We start from the raw sequence: 16,093 nt of genomic DNA, 5'->3' as shown, positions 1-16,093 counted from the left end.
AACAAATATGTAAAACGTTGAACGATGTGTGTACAAAAGTGTTCGGAATACTTCTTGAATCTTATCGGTGATTTTTCTGTAAAAATGCAAACACTAATAGAGTCGAGCCTTTAATTGTTTTGTTGGTATGATCCTTGCATATGTTTTATGAGTGATCCGAACATGGAAGATATCGATAAGGAGGCGTCACAAGATGCAAGTGGAATTCAAAAACGAGGCGTTTACCAATTTTAGTCTGCCAGAAAATAAAAAGGCATTTGAAGAAGCGCTCGCTAAGGTAGAAAGTGAGCTTGGCCGTGAGTATGCGCTTATCATCGGCGGAGAACGCATCACAACTGAAAAGAAATCCAGCTCCTTCAACCCTTCTAATAAAGAACAAGTAGTGGGCGTTGTTTCCCAGGCTGACCAAGCACTGGCTGAAAAAGCGATCCAAACAGCTGCTAGCACTTTCGAAACATGGAAAAAGGTGCCTGCACAAGCACGTTCCCGCTATCTGTATAAAGCAGCAGCAATCCTGCGTCGCCGCAAGCATGAGTTCTCTGCATGGCTCGTAAAAGAAGCAGGAAAAAGCTGGGCAGAGGCTGACGCTGACACAGCAGAAGCAATCGACTTCATGGAATACTATGGCCGTCAAATGGATAAGCTGTCCCAGCGCCATGACCTGCCTCGCATCCCGGATGAGGACAACGAATTGTACTACGTTCCACTCGGCGTAGGTATCGTAATCCCGCCTTGGAACTTCCCTCTTGCGATCATGGTTGGTATGACAACAGCAGCTCTCGTAGCGGGTAACACCGTTGTATTGAAGCCTGCTTCTACCACTCCAGTAATCGCTGCGAAATTCATGGAAATCCTCGAAGACGCTGGCGTACCAGCTGGTGTTGTGAACTTCGTACCAGGTTCCGGTGGCGAAATCGGCGATTACCTCGTAGAGCACAACCTGACTCGTTTCATCAGCTTCACAGGTTCCCGTGACGTAGGTCTGCGTATCAACGAACTGGCTGCGAAACATCGTCCAGGTCAAAAATGGATGAAGCGTCTGGTTGCCGAAATGGGCGGTAAAGACTCCATCGTGGTTGACAACGACTGCGACATCGAGTTGGCTGCACAGTCCATCGTGGCTTCTGCATTCGGCTTCTCCGGTCAAAAATGTTCCGCTTGCTCCCGTGCTATCGTTCACCAAGACGTGTACGATCAAGTACTGGGCCGCGTAGTAGAGCTGACCAAACAACTGACTGTAGGCGACATCAGAACCAACGATTTCTACACAGGTCCTGTGGTGGATGAGAAAGCATACAACAAAATCCTCGAGTACATCGAGATTGGTAAAACAGAAGGCAAACTGGTTGCAGGTGGCGAAAAAGGTCCAGAATCCGGCTACTTCATCATGCCAACTGTGTTTGCAGATGTAGATCCACAAGCTCGCATCATGCAAGAAGAGATCTTTGGCCCAGTGGTAGCGTTCTGCAAAGCCAACAATTTCGATCATGCAATGGAAATCGCGAACAACACCGAGTACGGTTTGACTGGCGCTGTTATCAGCCGCAACCGTGAGAACCTGGAGCGCGCTCGCGAAGAGTTCCACGTAGGTAACCTGTACTTCAACCGCAAGTGCACAGGCGCTTTGGTAGGTGTACATCCATTCGGAGGCTTCAACATGTCCGGTACAGATTCCAAAGCGGGTGGACCAGACTACCTCCTGCTCTTCACACAAGCAAAAATGGTTTCCGAAAAACTGTAAGCTACGCAATAAAAAGGCTGTCTCTTTTATAGAGACGGCTTTTTTGTTCCCATTTTGTCCACACTAAAGACAAAATGAAGGGCAAAGCAGGTGAGGGTAGCTGTTTACTTACATCGTGTCAGGACTCTCCTCGTTTTTTGTTGTGTATTTGTTGATGCCAGTAGCAAATTGGCTGGCTTGGAAAACAAAGCTGCTGGATATGCCAAAGGGGAGAAAGGGACATAGCAGACCAATCCCATTATCTGGTGGTTTGGCGATGTTCGTCGGTCTCTTGTTGGTGTCAACTTTTTTTGCAGGGGCGCAAAAAACCGTTGCAGTTTTGGCAGTTGGAGGGACCATGCTGGTAGCCATTGGATGGGTAGACGATACGTACAAATCGAAGAAAAAAGATTTTCCGGCACTGCCGAAGCTAATGGTGCAGTTACTGGCAGCGACGATGACATTCCTCATGGATATTCGCTTTCGGGGAATCAATTTGATGTGGCTGGGGGGAGAGGAAGGGACGTATATCTCATTTCCGATCCTTGTTTCCCTGCTGATGACCGTGCTGTGGATCGTCGGCTTGATCAATATGGTGAATTTTTTGGATGGGGTCGACGGACTTGCTGCCGGTGCTACCGTGATCTCAGCGGTGACCTTGTTCTTTTTGTCGATGCTCAAAGGTCAAGAATTAACGGCATTATTGGCAGTGGCACTGGCAGGTGCTGCACTCGCTTTTCTACGTTTTAATTTCTATCCAGCGAAAATTTTTATGGGTGATGCGGGATCGATGTTTTTGGGATTCGCTCTCGGCGTGATCTCGTTGGAAGGAACGATGAAAGGGGCTACACTCATTTCATTAGTCGTGACTGTACTGGCAGTAGGCTTGCCCGTCATAGACACTGTACAGGTCATCATCAGTCGGCTTTTGGCAGGCTCCCCCATGTACCAAGCGGATCGTCGACATGTTCATCATCGGCTCATGTCCCGGGGGTTGTCAACGAAGCAGACGGTCATCATTCTGTATGTGGTGAGCTTGCTGTTCTCGGTCTTGGCAGTGTTTTTGTTTTATAGTCAATAATCAAATGGGGTCAAAGAAAAAGAAACGATTGCGCCCTGTCTTTTTGGCCTGATAAAGCGCTTTGTCTGCATTGCTCAACAGTTGTTCGGCTTCGCTTGCAGATGCCGGGTAGAGGGCAATGCCTATGCTTGTCGAAAACGGTATGGCCCGGTCCTCGATCATCCAAGGCTCTTGCGTCGCAAGCAGGATACGGCTCGCAATTTTTTCAACCTGGCGTTCGGAATGAATGCCGGTCAGGACGATGACAAACTCGTCTCCCCCCAGACGCGCGACGATATCTCCATCTCGAACGGACGACTTGAGGCGTGTAGCCAGCATTTGTAAAAACAGATCTCCTGTGTCGTGACCCCACGTATCGTTGATTTCTTTAAAGCGGTCACAGTCCAAATAGAGGGCAGCGACCATCTCCTCTTTTGATTGGGCTGCACGTAGAGCTTGCTGGAGCTTTTCGGAGAGGAGGCGCCTGTTCGGCAATCCCGTAAGCGCATCATGATAAGCCATATAGGCTAATTGCGACTGCAGGTTTGTGCGCTCGGTAACATCGCGGGTAATGGAAAATACATGCGTACATACGCCATTGCTATCGTAGACAGGGGAAAGAATGGATTCGCCAATGATGTCACCATTCGCAGTAAAGTGGATCGGACTCCCGCTTTTTACTGCTTGTGTATACATGTGCTGTAATAAGCTGGCTTTTTCGTGATGATACACGTCCTCAAACGTTTTTCCGTATGCTTCCTCGCTCAATTGGGCAACGTGCATTGCGGATGGATTCATCAAGACATAGCGAAACTGATACGCCCCGTCCGAATCTTGTTCGACAGCCATGAGAAAAAACATGTCCGACATATGATCGAATAGACTGGTTAGGATATCACCATGCTGACTGATAAGTGTAGTAATATCGAGTTTCTTTACCATAACCGATATCTCCTGATAAGTGGCTTCTTGGAATGATTATAGTATAGCAAGACTCTCAAAGAAAATGATGAACCTCTGGTAATAGTGCGGGGTTTACTGGCTGTTAGCAGAAGTGGTAAAGTAAGGGTATTGTTGTTTTACGAAGGAGCATTTCTTATGGGCAAAAAGCTGCTCCCAGGTCTCATCCATCGCTTGCCACAAAACGCGATGTCACGGACTATGGGCAAAATTACCGCTACTCCCTTTAGTCGATTAGCCATTCAACGATACATAAAGCACTATCAAATTGATACGTCCATCATAGAAAAGCCGGCTTCGGAATACCGCACGCTGAAGGAGTTTTTTTCCCGCCGCCTGAAGCCCGCAGCGAGACCGATTGCACCTGGCCCAGATACCATTGTAAGCCCGGTAGATGGAACCGTTTCGCAGTTGGGTGATATTTGCGAAGGCACCTTAATTCAAGCAAAGGGAAAAGAGTTCAGTGTGATGGAGCTGCTGGGCGGTTCGGAGGAAGAGGCCAAGCGCTACTACGGTGGTAAATTTATCACCATTTATTTGAGTCCAAGGGACTACCATCGGATTCATATGCCGGTAACGGGCGATTTGAGCTGTTACTGCTATTTGCCTGGCAGACTCTATCCTGTCAACCAGCTGGGGATTGAAAACGTAGACCGTTTGTTTGCCCGCAATGAACGCTTGGTAACGCACATCAAAACAGATAGCTTGGGCGATATGGCTTTGGTAAAAGTAGGAGCCTTGTTTGTAGGCAGCGTGAAGGTCTGCTACAACACAGCTACGACGAACATCAAGCGCGGTCGCCAAACACACGAGAAGATTGCTGGGACACCTCGTTATGAAAAAGGGGCGGAGCTGGGCTGGTTCGAATTTGGTTCGACCGTCATCTTGCTCTTGGAATCCAATCAACTCGAATGGGCAGCGGGTGTTGAAAAAGGCAAACCTCTCTTGATGGGGCAAGCGCTCGCGAAAAAGAAGCCAGAATAACAAACGGCAAAAGAGATCACAGTCCAGGGCAAATGCCTTGGACTTGTTTTTCTTAGGAGATGAAGTTTTCTAAGAGATGTGGCTGTGGTGGGGAGAAGAATATTTCCAGTCTAGGCTCCAGGCTCCGTCCTGCTGGGGGTTGAGACTGCCCGCTCCGAAGGGACTTGCGGGGAAACGCAAAAGTGGTAGCCGCTTCGTCGCGGAGGCACGTTGCGTTTCTTTTGCCCGCAAATCCCTTCTCCGCTTGGTAGGACTCCACAAGTCGCTACGTCTGGAAATATTCTTCTCTGGCGTAACTTCTTACATTCTTCAATCTTTTAAGTCGTTAAAGATCGGTAAACACGGAAAGCTCGTAGAGGAAACAGGAGAAAAAAGCGAAGATCTTTGGGACGCCGACCGAGGCGCAATGAAAAAAAGAGAAACAAGCCTTTAGCGTCCACCTCTGAGATACCCCCTGAATGGACGACTTTGGACGCGGGTTTCGCTTTTTTTCATGGAGCCGGGCAGTGAATCCCCCAGCGGGTGGACCTAGAAGCTGAGCGTTTTCTCCTGTTTCCTCCCCACCACAACAGCAACAACTTAAGGTCTCTAAATAGGCAGCTGCCGTGGGGAGAAGAATATTTCCAGTCTAGGCTCCAGGCTCCGTCCTGCTGGGGGTTGAGACTGTCCGCTCCGAAGGGACTTGCGGGGAAACGCAAAAGTGGTAGCCGCTTCGAAGTCGGGGCACGTTGCGTTTCTTTTGCCCGCAAATCCCTTCTCCGCTAGGTAGGACTCCACAAGTCGCTACGTCTGGAAATATTCTTTTCTGGTGTAACTTCTTACATTCTTCAATCTTTCAAGTCGTTAAAAGATCGGTAAACACGGAAAGCTCGTAGAGGAAACAGGAGAAAAAAGCGAAGATCTTAGGGACACCGCCCGAGGCGCAATGAAAAAAAGAGAAACAAGCCCTTAGCGTCCACCTCTGAGATACCCCCTGAATGGACGACTTTGGACGCGGGTTTCGCTTTTTTCATGGAGCCGGGCAGTCAATCCCACAGCGGGTGGACCTAGAAGCTGAGCGTTTTCTCCTGTTTCCTCCCCAGCACTACAGCAACAACTTAAGCTCTCTAAATAGGCAGCTGCGTTGGGGAGAAGAATATTTCCAGTCTAGGCTCCAGGCTCCGTCCTGCTGGGGGTTGAGACTGCCCGCTCCGAAGGGACTTGCGGGGAAACGCAAAAGTGGTAGCCGCTTCGTCGCGGAGGCACGTTGCGTTTCTTTTGCCCGCAAATCCCTTCTCCGCTTGGTAGGACTCCACAAGTCGCTACGTCTGGAAATATTCTTCTCTAGCGTAACTTCTTACATTCTTCAATCTTTTAAGGCATTTAAGACCCGGTAAACACGGAAAGCTCGTAGAGGAAACAGGAGAAAAAAGCGAAGATCTTTGGTACACCGACCGAGACGGAATGCAAAAAGCGAAACACGCTCTTAAGCGTCCACCTCTGAAATACATCCTGAAAGGACTACTTTGGACGCGGTTTCGCTTTTTGCATGGAGTCGGGCAGTGAATCCCCCAGCGGGTGGGACAAGAAGCTGAGCGTTTTCTCCTGTTTCCTCCCCACCAAAACAGCCGGACAAAGTTTTTTACTGGTTAATAATCGATCAATATTTTTTTGCCGAAAACATTATTTGTTTTCCCTGCCGAAATCCCTGCGAAAATTGACTGAACCTGCTCTTTTCAAGTAAGATCAAAGTTATGTGATACGATTCGGAGGTGGAAAGAATGAGTGCCATTACTCGCAAAGAAGTAGAACACGTAGCTAATTTGGCCCGTTTGCAGCTCACTGAGGAAGAAGCGGAGCGGTACACAAAAGACCTGAATGCGATTCTTGATTTTGCAGCCAAGCTGAATGAGCTCGATACATCCAATATTGAGCCAACCAGCCATGCTACAGACGTGAAAAATGTCATGCGCGAAGACGTAAATAGACCGTCCCTGCCGCGTGAGGACGTGCTGAAAAACGCACCGGACCACGAAGACGGGCAGTTTAAAGTGCCGGCTGTATTCGAATAACCTACTGGATAACGAGAAGGGAGGAACCCACTGTGTCGCTGTTTGACAAGCGATTGTCTGAGATACATAGCGCCCTGCGCGCAAAAGAGATTTCGGTAACGGATCTGGTGCAGGCTTCCATCGCCAGCATCAAGGAGCATGACGGAGAAATCAAATCCGTCCTGCATGTAGATGAAGAGGGAGCCTTGGCTCATGCCCGTCAATTGGACGAGCGCCTGGTCAAGGGAAATGAGGAGCTGGGTCTTCTCTACGGCTTGCCTGCCGGACTGAAGGACAACCTGGTTACAAAAGACGTTCGCACGACTTGCGCGAGCAAATTTTTGGCGAACTACGATCCGGTCCATGACGGGACTGTTTCCAAAAAGGTGAAGGATGCCGATGCCGTCATCGTTGCGAAGCTGAACATGGACGAGTTTGCGATGGGCGGCTCCAATGAAAATTCCGGCTTTTTCCCAGCGAAAAACCCGTGGAACACCGACTACGTTCCGGGAGGCTCTTCCGGTGGCTCAGCGGCGGCAATGGCTGCGCGTCATTTTTACTTCACACTCGGCTCTGATACAGGCGGTTCCATCCGTCAGCCTGCTGCTTTTTGTGGCGTTGTCGGCTTGAAGCCTACGTATGGACGCGTCTCCCGTTTCGGGCTGGTTGCGTTCGCGTCCTCGCTGGATCAGATCGGACCTGTGACGAAAAACGTTGAGGATTCCGCCTATGTGCTGCAAGCGATTGCGGGACATGATGAATACGACTCTACCTCTGCCAATGTGGACGTACCGGATTACTTGTCCGCATTGACTGGAGATGTAAAAGGACTGCGTATTGGGGTACCGAAAGAGTTGATCGGAGAAGGGATTGACCCTGAGGTTCGCGATGCGGTTCTGGCAGCATTGAAGCAGCTGGAGAGCATGGGTGCTACATGGAGCGAGGTTTCTATGCCGCACACGGAATATGCAGTGCCGGCTTACTACCTCTTGTCTTCGTCTGAAGCTTCGTCCAACCTGGCTCGTTTTGATGGCGTTCGTTATGGTGTGCGTGCAGACAATGCGGCAAACCTGATCGAGCTGTACAAGGAATCCCGCAGCCAAGGCTTTGGCCCAGAAGTGAAGCGCCGCATCATGCTCGGAACCTACGCGCTCTCGTCTGGTTATTACGATGCTTACTACAAAAAGGCGCAGCAGGTGCGTACCCTGATCATTCAGGACTTCAACAGCATTTTTGCTGACTACGATGTCATCCTGCACCCAACCACGCCTTCTACGGCTTTCAAAGTAGGCGAAAACGTAGATGATCCGGTGAAAATGTATCTGGAGGATATTTGTACCGTTCCTGTAAACCTGGCTGGTCTGCCAGCAATCAGCGTGCCGTGCGGATTCTCCAAAAACGGTCTGCCGATCGGTTTGCAGATCGTAGGACGTGCATTTGACGAATCCACCGTATTGCGCGTAGCCCATGCGTATGAACAAACCGCAGGCTTCTACGGTCGCAAACCGGAATGGGTGAGGGGGTAAGAGCATGAGCAAGTACGAAACCGTCATCGGCTTGGAGGTTCACGCCGAGCTATCGACCAACAGTAAAATCTTTTGCGGCTGCCCGACTGAATTTGGTGCACCGCCGAATACACATACATGCCCGATCTGCTTGGGACATCCAGGTGTACTGCCTGTAACGAACAAGCAAGCGGTAGAATTCGCGATGAAAGCAGCACTCGCCCTCAACTGCGAGATTTCCCGCGAGACCAAGTTCGACCGCAAGAACTACTTTTATCCAGACTCGCCAAAAGCGTACCAAATCTCGCAGTTTGACCAGCCAATCGGCTACAATGGCTGGATCGACATCGAAGTAAACGGTGAGACGAAGCGCATTGGCATCACTCGTCTGCATTTGGAAGAGGATGCGGGCAAGCTGACGCACAGCGATTTTGGCGGAGAGTCTCTGGTAGACTTTAACCGCGTCGGGGTACCGCTCGTAGAGATCGTTTCTGAGCCGGACATCCGCACACCGGAAGAAGCCCGTGCGTATCTGGAAAAGCTGAAAGCGATCATCCAGTACACCGAAGTATCTGACGTTCGCATGGAACAAGGCTCCCTGCGTTGCGACGCTAACGTTTCCATTCGCCCGTATGGTCAAGAAGAATTCGGAACCAAGGCCGAGCTGAAAAACATGAACTCCTTCCGCAACGTACAAATGGGCTTGGAGTACGAGGTACAGCGTCAGATGGAGGTAGTTTCATCCGGTGGCAAAGTCGTTCAGGAAACGCGCCGTTGGGATGAAGCGAACAAGAAGACGTTGACGATGCGTTCCAAAGAGGAAGCGCACGACTATCGTTACTTCCCAGACCCGGATCTGGTTCGCATGCAAATTTCCGAGGAGTGGATTGAAGCGGTTCGCGCGACCATTCCAGAGCTGCCAGATGCTCGTCAAGCACGCTATGTGAACGAGTTTGGCTTGTCTAAGGATGATGCAGGAGTCATTACGATCTCCAAGGAGACGGCTGATTTCTTTGATGAGACTGTGAAAACAGGAGCAGAGCCGAAGTCAGTAGCGAACTGGCTGATGGTAGACCTGTTGGCACACCTCAACGCTAACAACCTGGTGTTTGCTGATGTGAAAATGACACCAAAAGGCTTGGGTGAGATGATCAAGCTGATCGAGGACGGAACCATTTCCTCCAAAATCGCCAAAACCGTCTTCAAAGAGATGGTGGAGACCGGCAAAGAGCCGAAGCAGATCGTCGAAGAAAAAGGACTCGTCCAAATCAGCGATGAAGGCGCTCTGCGTCAAATCGTCGTCGATGCGGTCAATTCCAACCCGCAAGCCGTGGCAGACTTCAAGTCCGGAAACGAAAAAGCAGCTGCTTTCTTTGTTGGTCAGGTCATGAAGCAAACCAAAGGTAAGGCAAACCCGGGAATGGTAAACAAGTTGATTCAGGAAGTATTGAACAGCCTGTAGGCCAAACATAAGACAGCACTTTCTCTGTAAGGGGAGAGTGCTGTTTTTTTGTGCCGTAAGCTATGCTAAATAGTGGAAAAAAAGGTAAGATAGAATGCGTAGCTATCATCATAATTGATTAGGAGAAATGTTCATGACACAAAATTGGAAAAGTGCGACGGCTGCCTTTGCAGTGACAACCATGCTGCTGGGAACGGGTGCCCAGGCATTTGCTGCAAGTCCGGAAATGATTTTGAAAAATGCAGAAACCTCATCCGAAGACCAAATCAAGCTGCCTTCTCGTGCGCTAGAGATTGTCGCTGCCCTGGAGAATCTGGAGCCTGCCCTAAAAGGTTTGACGGTGAGGGAAGTCTTCATTTCCGAGCAAGATGAAAATCAAGTGGTCTTGACTATGCATCATCCCGACAATATACACGAGGATGCGTATATCCTTTTTGATCGCAATAGCGGTGAAATGGTTGGTTTCGAGGCTGCCACTATCATTTGGGACCAGACAGAAAAAGCAACAGATGAGGCCATTTTGAAAAAAGCCGATAAAGCCGTTGAGGAGTTGCTTGGGGCGAAGAAGCGAAGTATGGCGAATGCTCCTCAATTGTCCACGTTCGTGGAAGATCAGGAAGAATCGAGTGAATTCCGAAATGTCTATTATCCGATTTTGTTGAACGGTTTGGAAATAGAAGGAACACGTTTTGGTATAGATGTAGACATGGATACGGCCGGTCATTTAATCGGGGTTTCGTTTGAAGCACTCGATTTAAAGGGAGTTCAGGTTGCTGACCCGAAAAAAGCTGTCACAAAAGATGCGATCCAGAAGCAGATTTTTACACCTGAACGTATCCAGTATGGTTATGTATGGGAAGGTAGTGAAGGCAAGTCTGGATTAGCGTATAAGCTAAGAACATCTCCAATATTTGATGCACTGACAGGCGAGCAGATCGTTGATGGATGGGGGGAAGAAAACGGGGAAGGCAAGCTAAATGCTCCTGATCTAAAAAATATTTCCTTGAAGCCCCAGGCAAAGCCATTCATTGAGAAAAATGCAACGGATACACAAATTTTAGAGCGACTGTTTGGAATAGATACGAAGAAGACGTATCCGACCTATCGAAAGGAGGAGCAGGACGGCATAATCAATCATTATTGGGCGAACTATGTTGAAGTCAATTACGCTTCTGTAATGGTAGACCAATTGACGGGAGAGATTGGCGGTTATCTATATTGGACGCATATCCCAAATCTTCCTGCTCCGCTCACCAAAGAACAGTCGTTACAAAAGGCGATTGCTTTCTTGGAGCCTTACGCTAAAAAATCCGAATGGCAAGTCGAAATGTACGAACGGATCAAACCAGAAGATCCACTGGCTATGAAGGTTCTTTCGGATCGGGATAACAAGCAAAAGACTGAGGAAAAGAAATCCGTCGAGCAGTATGGCTTTTTATTTTTCGAGAAACAAAACGGTATACCAGTCATGGAGTATTCCTATGGAGTAGTTATTGATCCAAGGAAAGGACAAGTCGCAGAGTTCCTAGTCTCAGTTCCCGCAGAGGATCGCAAATATCCTGTGCTCAAACCATCCGTAACAGACCAGCAGGTTGCTGAAATTTTCGCCAAAAATGTACCAATAAAGCTGACGTACATCTGGCCGACATCCAGTGATCATAATGCTCCCATTCTTGCCTACAAACTCGATACCAGCAAAGGCTGGCCAACTGTAGATGCCGTAAACGGATCGTTCAAATGGAGTGAGTCCGAGGAATAGTAGCCCGTATAGAAATACGAGACAGGAAGAGAGAAAGGCTTGATCAACATGTTCAAAAAATGCTTATCAATTGTTCTAACAGTAGCAACGATACTCTTTGGAACAAGTGGACCGGCATTGGCTGCAAGCCCTGAAATCCTCCTGAAAAGCACAGCAGCCCCAGCTCCAGAAGAAATCAACCTCCCAGAAGGCGCCGCTCAAATTGTGGCTGCTTTAGAAGAGCTGGAGCCCGAATTAAAAACGTTGACAGTGCGAACCGTTAAACTGAGGACGGGTAATGAAGTAGTCTTGTACATGAGTCATCCAAAAGATGAGTACGTTGGAGCCTCTCTCGTTTTTGATAGGGAAACCGGGGAAATGCTCGACTATAACGCAGCCCTGGATATTTGGAATGCTAAAGGGAGAGTAACGGACGAGATTTTGTTGCAGCGTGCAGAAAAACATTTGCTCGCCGTACAATGGTCAGATAAACGGAAAATGACAGGTAATCCTAAATTATCGCAAATTAAGGAGAAGCGTCCCGAGATAGTCAGATTTCGGTACATAGAATATCCTGCTATGCTGAATGGTTTGGAAGTAGATAGAGGGATCCTGACAGGCATATACATGGTCACGGATTACGAAGGTCATCTTTTAAGTTTGTCTTTTCATCCACTTGATTTGGAAGATACCAAGGTTCCTGATCCAAAATCGGCATTGGCACCAGAAGCCATCACAGAGCAGTTATTCACCCCCGATCATTTCGACTACGGATATGTTCAGGAAGGGAGCGACGGCAAACCGAGTATACAATATGCATGGAGAACTTCACCATTTATAGATGCTGTAACAGGAAAGCAGATTGAAGCGCCTAGCGGATTAGAGATCGTAGACGATGGAAAACGAAATCCTGTCAATGTGAAGAACATTACGATCACTCCAAAAGAGAACTCACTGATTGTCTCAAACCGAGCTGAGGCAGAGAAAATTATTACGAATTTGTTTGGAACAGATAAAAAGCTCACGAATATGCCCTATGATGCAAGGAATACTTGGGGAGACTTCGTTTATTCTTGGACAGATCGTGGTGGGGTGGATATTCTCCTTACGGTGGACGAATCTACTGGACAGGTTATCAATGCTATGGATTGGACACGAAAGGAAAATCTATCTATTCCATTGACAAGGGAAGAAGCACTAAAAAAAGCGATTGCCGTCCTTGAATCGTATGCTCCGATTTCGGCTAATGAATGGCAAGTAGAGATATTCGATCCATATAAACCTGCGGTGTTGGCCGACTGGATGATGGAATTAAATAAGGTTAAGGAAAGACATACAGATAATTATTCATTCAGGTTTCATAGGCTCCAAAATGGTCTGCCTGTGCTCGATCACAATTATTGGGTCGTGATCGAAATGAAGAGCGGCCAAGTCGTATATTTCTCTCCAACTATGCCGAACGAGGAAGGCGGACTTCCAGTACGTAAACCATCTGTGACTGCACAGCAAGCTGCTGATCTGGCAGCAAAGAATCTTCCGCTCAAGCTGTCCTACTTCTGGCCCACCTACAATGGCAAAAAATCCCCTTATCTTCAGCTCGTCTATACAATTGATACTTATAAGGGCTGGCCAACCGTAGATGCAGTAAGCGGGAAGTTTGAATGGAGCAATAACCTAAAAGAAGTAAGGCGACCATAAATCGCCTTACTTCTTTCTGTTTACTTTCCTATTTTATTCTCAAGCCCCGCCTGTATTTGTTCCAGTACGGATACAGCAGTACGTTCATTTCGCTCAATCGCCTTCAACAACGCAATAGCCTGCCTACCTTGCTCCGCATCGTTCGGCTCGCCCCCAGCAGGGAATGGGAAGAGCTTGCTTAACGTGTCAAAGCCATCGGCAATCGCCCCGTACACGCTAGCCGCTTCTTTCATCAGTGGGCGGACCTCATCAAACACAGAATCTGTCCACGTATCAACGATTTCGCTCCAGAAAAGAGAGGCATAGCGCCGTGCATCCCCGTTCACCACGGTCGTATACGCGTTGCCATTCGGCTCAACCGTTCCCTTTTCATAGGCTTCCTGCCAAACAGCATAGGCCGCTAGACCATTGACGCAGCTCGGGTCCTGCGGTTCTTCTCCACGATAATGAACGAGTGCAGAGTGGAGAGCATTTGCGAGCATCGTGCGTTGGTCGATCGGAAACGCACGGTCGATGGCAAGGACAAACAACTCCTCGACGATACCCCGCCCCAAGTTTTCATAGGGAATGGTACTGTCGTTTCGACAGTTGTCTCCTGCGTAAAACACTCTTTTTTCATCATCATAGCCGTAGATCAATCCGAACTCTGGCATGAACAGATCCCAAGCAAGCACAGGATGCCCTTTGTCGATGGAGCGGTGGACCAGTTCCAATGCTTCTGGCAGGAGGACAGACAGCTGGCGCTTTTCGCGTGCCTCCGGGCTCAATAGCGAGGGAGCAACTTGATTGGCATTGATGCTTGGTTCGCAGGATAGATGATACGAGGTGACGGCACGAGATTCAAAGCCCATGTTTTTCAAACCCTGCTGCAAGACCCGCTGAAAGTGAAACATCGTTGGGCCTGCAATATGGATATTTCCAGGCACGATCGTCAAGCGAAAGGCATGGCCGCTCAAGCCAAGTATCATCGGCAAAGACATTTTGCGTTCGCTCGATTCTACCAATCCGAATAGTGCCGCTGCGCAAGTAACCCAAGTAGGCATCGTGAATGCTTCTGGTTTGTTCAATACTGCTTGTTTCATACTCCCCGCAACCTTTCTCGTCTTCATGTATTGATCAACAACGACACGAGTTTTTTCCTGAAGCAGTTTTTTGCGAGAACGCGATAGCACTTGGTAGACGTTTGCCTGGGACATCTGGAACATGTGGGCGATCTCATGAGGGGCCAAATGATCAAAAAAGTGAGATTCCACAATGCGTCTCTCCCGAGGATTGAGGCAGTACAGCAGGCTCCTGATTGTCTCAAACAGTTCACGACGCACCATGACCTCTTCGGGGTTGTTGTTCTGCGCAGAGTGTGACCAAGACCGTCCCAGCCTGTGCAAGATACTATCGAGGTCCTCCCAGTCAGTCGGTTCCTGCTCATGCGTTAGTTTGCCCAGACTCGAGAAGACGGTTTCCCTTTTTTGCGAACCCTTCGAAAGCCGTGTGTAGGCCTGGTTGCGCACAATCCGATGCAGCCAAGGAAGGAAACGTCGGCTGTCCACCAGCGTCCCAAGGTGCAAAAAGGCGCGAATGAGAGCATCCTGAACGATGTCTTCGGCAAGAAAGGCTTCTTGTGTGTACGACCGTGCATAGCCGTATACTTTGGAGCGATGGCGCCTGACCAGCTCGCTAAACGCCTCTTGATCCCCAGCTTTCGCCTGTTCTACCAAAGTCTCGTCTTCTATCTGGGTGTGCTCCTCATGAGTCTTGGGCCTGATTATCAAGTGATCCATCGCAAAAACTCCTCGTGATTTGTTGATGTACTGTGTAGACTTCGGGTTCACGGATTTTCTGACACGGGATGCGAAATAAATTTCGGAGTTTTTTAACCGTTCTGTTTAGTGTATCAAACAAGTAAACGCAGTGGGTTTTCCAATGGCAGATGACAAAGCAATTTGTAACAATTTCCACTCTCCCCTATAATGAAACGTACAGGAATAAAAAGGAGGATGGAAGTACATGAAGCTCATTTCTGTTGCAGGAGAAAGTGTGGCACCTGGAAAAGGTGGTTCACCGTCTGATACATTTGATCGTTCCATTTCTACGTGGCAAGAAAACGGTCAAGAAAAAACCATAACCGTCACCTATGTGCGTTATTTTGGCAAAGTGCTCGCTGAACGGGGCATTTACGATCAAGAGGCAGAAGGTGTTCCTGTCAGCCATTTGGTAGCGACTCTGTTTCTGGAAAAAAATCCAGAAGCAAAAGAAACCCGTCATTATATTAACGATACGGAGGCTTTCGTCGCGCTGTTTGAAGGCTTTTCCTTGACCAAGTGGAAAGAGCGTTATCCGCTGTAGGATAGGAGTGAAACGGTTTTTAAAGTCAAAAGATTCTGATTCACCAAAGACACATACGGGTAACTTTTGATAGGGCATGCTAAGGGCAACCAATTATTGGAGGGAATTAGCATGTTTTCTATTTGGCTGCCACTGGTGATGACGTCTTCTGCGCTTGTCTTTGGTGCAATACATTCGCATGTCCCTACGACTTCCTCGGTGGCGTGGATGGTTGCTGTGCAGGAGTTTGATGCGTTTTTGCAGGACTGGAAAAAAGGGCAAACGCTTGCGAACCTGCGTCACCCGTTGTTTGACCTCACGGGAGTGTCGGCGGTGTCAGGAATGATGGAGATCATCCGTTTTTCGGGAGAAGGCCACGGGCAAGCGGGAGAAATCACCCTTTCGTTTTACACACTGGAAGGCGACAAGGTCTTTTCGCCCCCAGGCTCCGTGTCTGTCGCGCGAGTCGATGAGAAACGGCGGGAATTTCATGTCACTGGCGCTATACCGCGGGTTTTGCGTGGGCGGACGGGTGTCGTACAGGTGACGTTTACAGGAGAAAAGCGTGCGTCGTACTTGCTGAAGGTACGATTCTAGAGAAAATACGGGAGAGG

At 48.7% G+C, this 16,093-nt stretch carries 12 protein-coding genes; 10 read left to right on the top strand and 2 right to left on the bottom strand.

Features of this window, described 5'->3' with window-relative positions:
* The first annotated feature begins 193 nt into the window (after window positions 1-193).
* Together pruA and EL268_RS26680 are read left to right on the top strand one after the other, a co-directional pair.
* On the top strand, window positions 194-1,741 hold the full coding sequence (gene pruA, locus EL268_RS26685; RefSeq protein WP_106652552.1) for an L-glutamate gamma-semialdehyde dehydrogenase: 1,548 nt from the start codon (window positions 194-196) through the stop codon (window positions 1,739-1,741).
* A 256-nt stretch (window positions 1,742-1,997) separates the two neighbouring features.
* Window positions 1,998-2,801 (top strand): MraY family glycosyltransferase, encoded by an 804-nt coding sequence (locus EL268_RS26680; RefSeq protein WP_106652567.1) that lies wholly within the window; start codon window positions 1,998-2,000, stop codon window positions 2,799-2,801.
* On the opposite strand, the gene EL268_RS26675 is transcribed toward EL268_RS26680, so the two are convergent.
* A complete protein-coding gene (locus EL268_RS26675; RefSeq protein ID WP_106652553.1) occupies window positions 2,802-3,722 on the bottom strand; it encodes a diguanylate cyclase domain-containing protein in 921 nt (306 codons plus the stop codon).
* 156 nt (window positions 3,723-3,878) lie between these two features.
* On the opposite strand from EL268_RS26675, the gene asd reads away from it, so the two are divergent.
* The 6 genes from asd (at window position 3,879) to EL268_RS26630 (ending at window position 13,157) form a co-directional block, all read left to right on the top strand.
* Window positions 3,879-4,724 carry an archaetidylserine decarboxylase gene (asd, locus tag EL268_RS26670; protein WP_106652554.1) on the top strand — a complete coding sequence of 282 codons (846 nt, stop codon included), beginning with the start codon at window positions 3,879-3,881 and terminating at the stop codon, window positions 4,722-4,724.
* 1,760 nt (window positions 4,725-6,484) lie between these two features.
* Window positions 6,485-6,775 carry an Asp-tRNA(Asn)/Glu-tRNA(Gln) amidotransferase subunit GatC gene (gatC, locus tag EL268_RS26650; protein ID WP_007717539.1) on the top strand — a complete coding sequence of 97 codons (291 nt, stop codon included), beginning with the start codon at window positions 6,485-6,487 and terminating at the stop codon, window positions 6,773-6,775.
* A gap of 32 nt (window positions 6,776-6,807) precedes the next feature.
* Window positions 6,808-8,280, top strand: a complete 1,473-nt coding sequence (gatA, locus tag EL268_RS26645) for an Asp-tRNA(Asn)/Glu-tRNA(Gln) amidotransferase subunit GatA (RefSeq protein WP_047072225.1) — start codon at window positions 6,808-6,810, stop codon at window positions 8,278-8,280.
* Window positions 8,281-8,284: 4 nt separating this feature from the next.
* Window positions 8,285-9,721: an Asp-tRNA(Asn)/Glu-tRNA(Gln) amidotransferase subunit GatB gene (gene gatB, locus EL268_RS26640; RefSeq protein ID WP_106652300.1), complete on the top strand. Its 1,437-nt coding sequence runs from the start codon at window positions 8,285-8,287 to the stop codon at window positions 9,719-9,721.
* A 133-nt stretch (window positions 9,722-9,854) separates the two neighbouring features.
* Window positions 9,855-11,480, top strand: coding sequence for a hypothetical protein (locus EL268_RS26635; protein ID WP_106652301.1), 1,626 nt, complete (start codon window positions 9,855-9,857; stop codon window positions 11,478-11,480).
* Window positions 11,481-11,528: 48 nt separating this feature from the next.
* On the top strand, window positions 11,529-13,157 hold the full coding sequence (locus EL268_RS26630) for a YcdB/YcdC domain-containing protein (RefSeq protein WP_106652400.1): 1,629 nt from the start codon (window positions 11,529-11,531) through the stop codon (window positions 13,155-13,157).
* Window positions 13,158-13,177: 20 nt separating this feature from the next.
* Here the strand turns inward: EL268_RS26630 and EL268_RS26625 are convergent, their stop codons facing one another.
* Entirely contained in the window at window positions 13,178-14,935 is a 1,758-nt protein-coding gene (locus tag EL268_RS26625; RefSeq protein WP_106652302.1) for an RNA polymerase sigma factor, read from the bottom strand.
* A 226-nt stretch (window positions 14,936-15,161) separates the two neighbouring features.
* On the opposite strand from EL268_RS26625, the gene EL268_RS26620 reads away from it, so the two are divergent.
* Together EL268_RS26620 and EL268_RS26615 are read left to right on the top strand one after the other, a co-directional pair.
* Window positions 15,162-15,500, top strand: a complete 339-nt coding sequence (locus EL268_RS26620; protein ID WP_047072218.1) for a hypothetical protein — start codon at window positions 15,162-15,164, stop codon at window positions 15,498-15,500.
* 111 nt (window positions 15,501-15,611) lie between these two features.
* The gene (locus tag EL268_RS26615) at window positions 15,612-16,076 is read left to right on the top strand and encodes a hypothetical protein (protein WP_047072215.1); all 465 of its coding nucleotides are present in this window, start codon (window positions 15,612-15,614) and stop codon (window positions 16,074-16,076) included.
* Window positions 16,077-16,093: the final 17 nt, after the last annotated feature.

The organism is Brevibacillus brevis (assembly GCF_900637055.1).
Classification (GTDB): Bacteria; Bacillota; Bacilli; order Brevibacillales; family Brevibacillaceae; genus Brevibacillus; species Brevibacillus brevis.
This window is presented reverse-complemented; position numbering and strand designations above follow the sequence as displayed.

What these genes read in the sequence shown, in the direction of transcription:
- pruA (WP_106652552.1), top strand. Translation starts at nt 194, where the DNA reads ATGCAAGTGGAATTCAAAAACGAGGCGTTTACCAATTTTAGTCTGCCA.
- EL268_RS26680 (WP_106652567.1), top strand. Translation starts at nt 1,998, where the DNA reads ATGTTCGTCGGTCTCTTGTTGGTGTCAACTTTTTTTGCAGGGGCGCAA.
- EL268_RS26675 (WP_106652553.1), bottom strand. Translation starts at nt 3,722, where the DNA reads ATGGTAAAGAAACTCGATATTACTACACTTATCAGTCAGCATGGTGAT.
- asd (WP_106652554.1), top strand. Translation starts at nt 3,879, where the DNA reads ATGGGCAAAAAGCTGCTCCCAGGTCTCATCCATCGCTTGCCACAAAAC.
- gatC (WP_007717539.1), top strand. Translation starts at nt 6,485, where the DNA reads ATGAGTGCCATTACTCGCAAAGAAGTAGAACACGTAGCTAATTTGGCC.
- gatB (WP_106652300.1), top strand. Translation starts at nt 8,285, where the DNA reads ATGAGCAAGTACGAAACCGTCATCGGCTTGGAGGTTCACGCCGAGCTA.
- EL268_RS26635 (WP_106652301.1), top strand. Translation starts at nt 9,855, where the DNA reads ATGACACAAAATTGGAAAAGTGCGACGGCTGCCTTTGCAGTGACAACC.
- EL268_RS26630 (WP_106652400.1), top strand. Translation starts at nt 11,529, where the DNA reads ATGTTCAAAAAATGCTTATCAATTGTTCTAACAGTAGCAACGATACTC.
- EL268_RS26625 (WP_106652302.1), bottom strand. Translation starts at nt 14,935, where the DNA reads ATGGATCACTTGATAATCAGGCCCAAGACTCATGAGGAGCACACCCAG.
- EL268_RS26620 (WP_047072218.1), top strand. Translation starts at nt 15,162, where the DNA reads ATGAAGCTCATTTCTGTTGCAGGAGAAAGTGTGGCACCTGGAAAAGGT.
- EL268_RS26615 (WP_047072215.1), top strand. Translation starts at nt 15,612, where the DNA reads ATGTTTTCTATTTGGCTGCCACTGGTGATGACGTCTTCTGCGCTTGTC.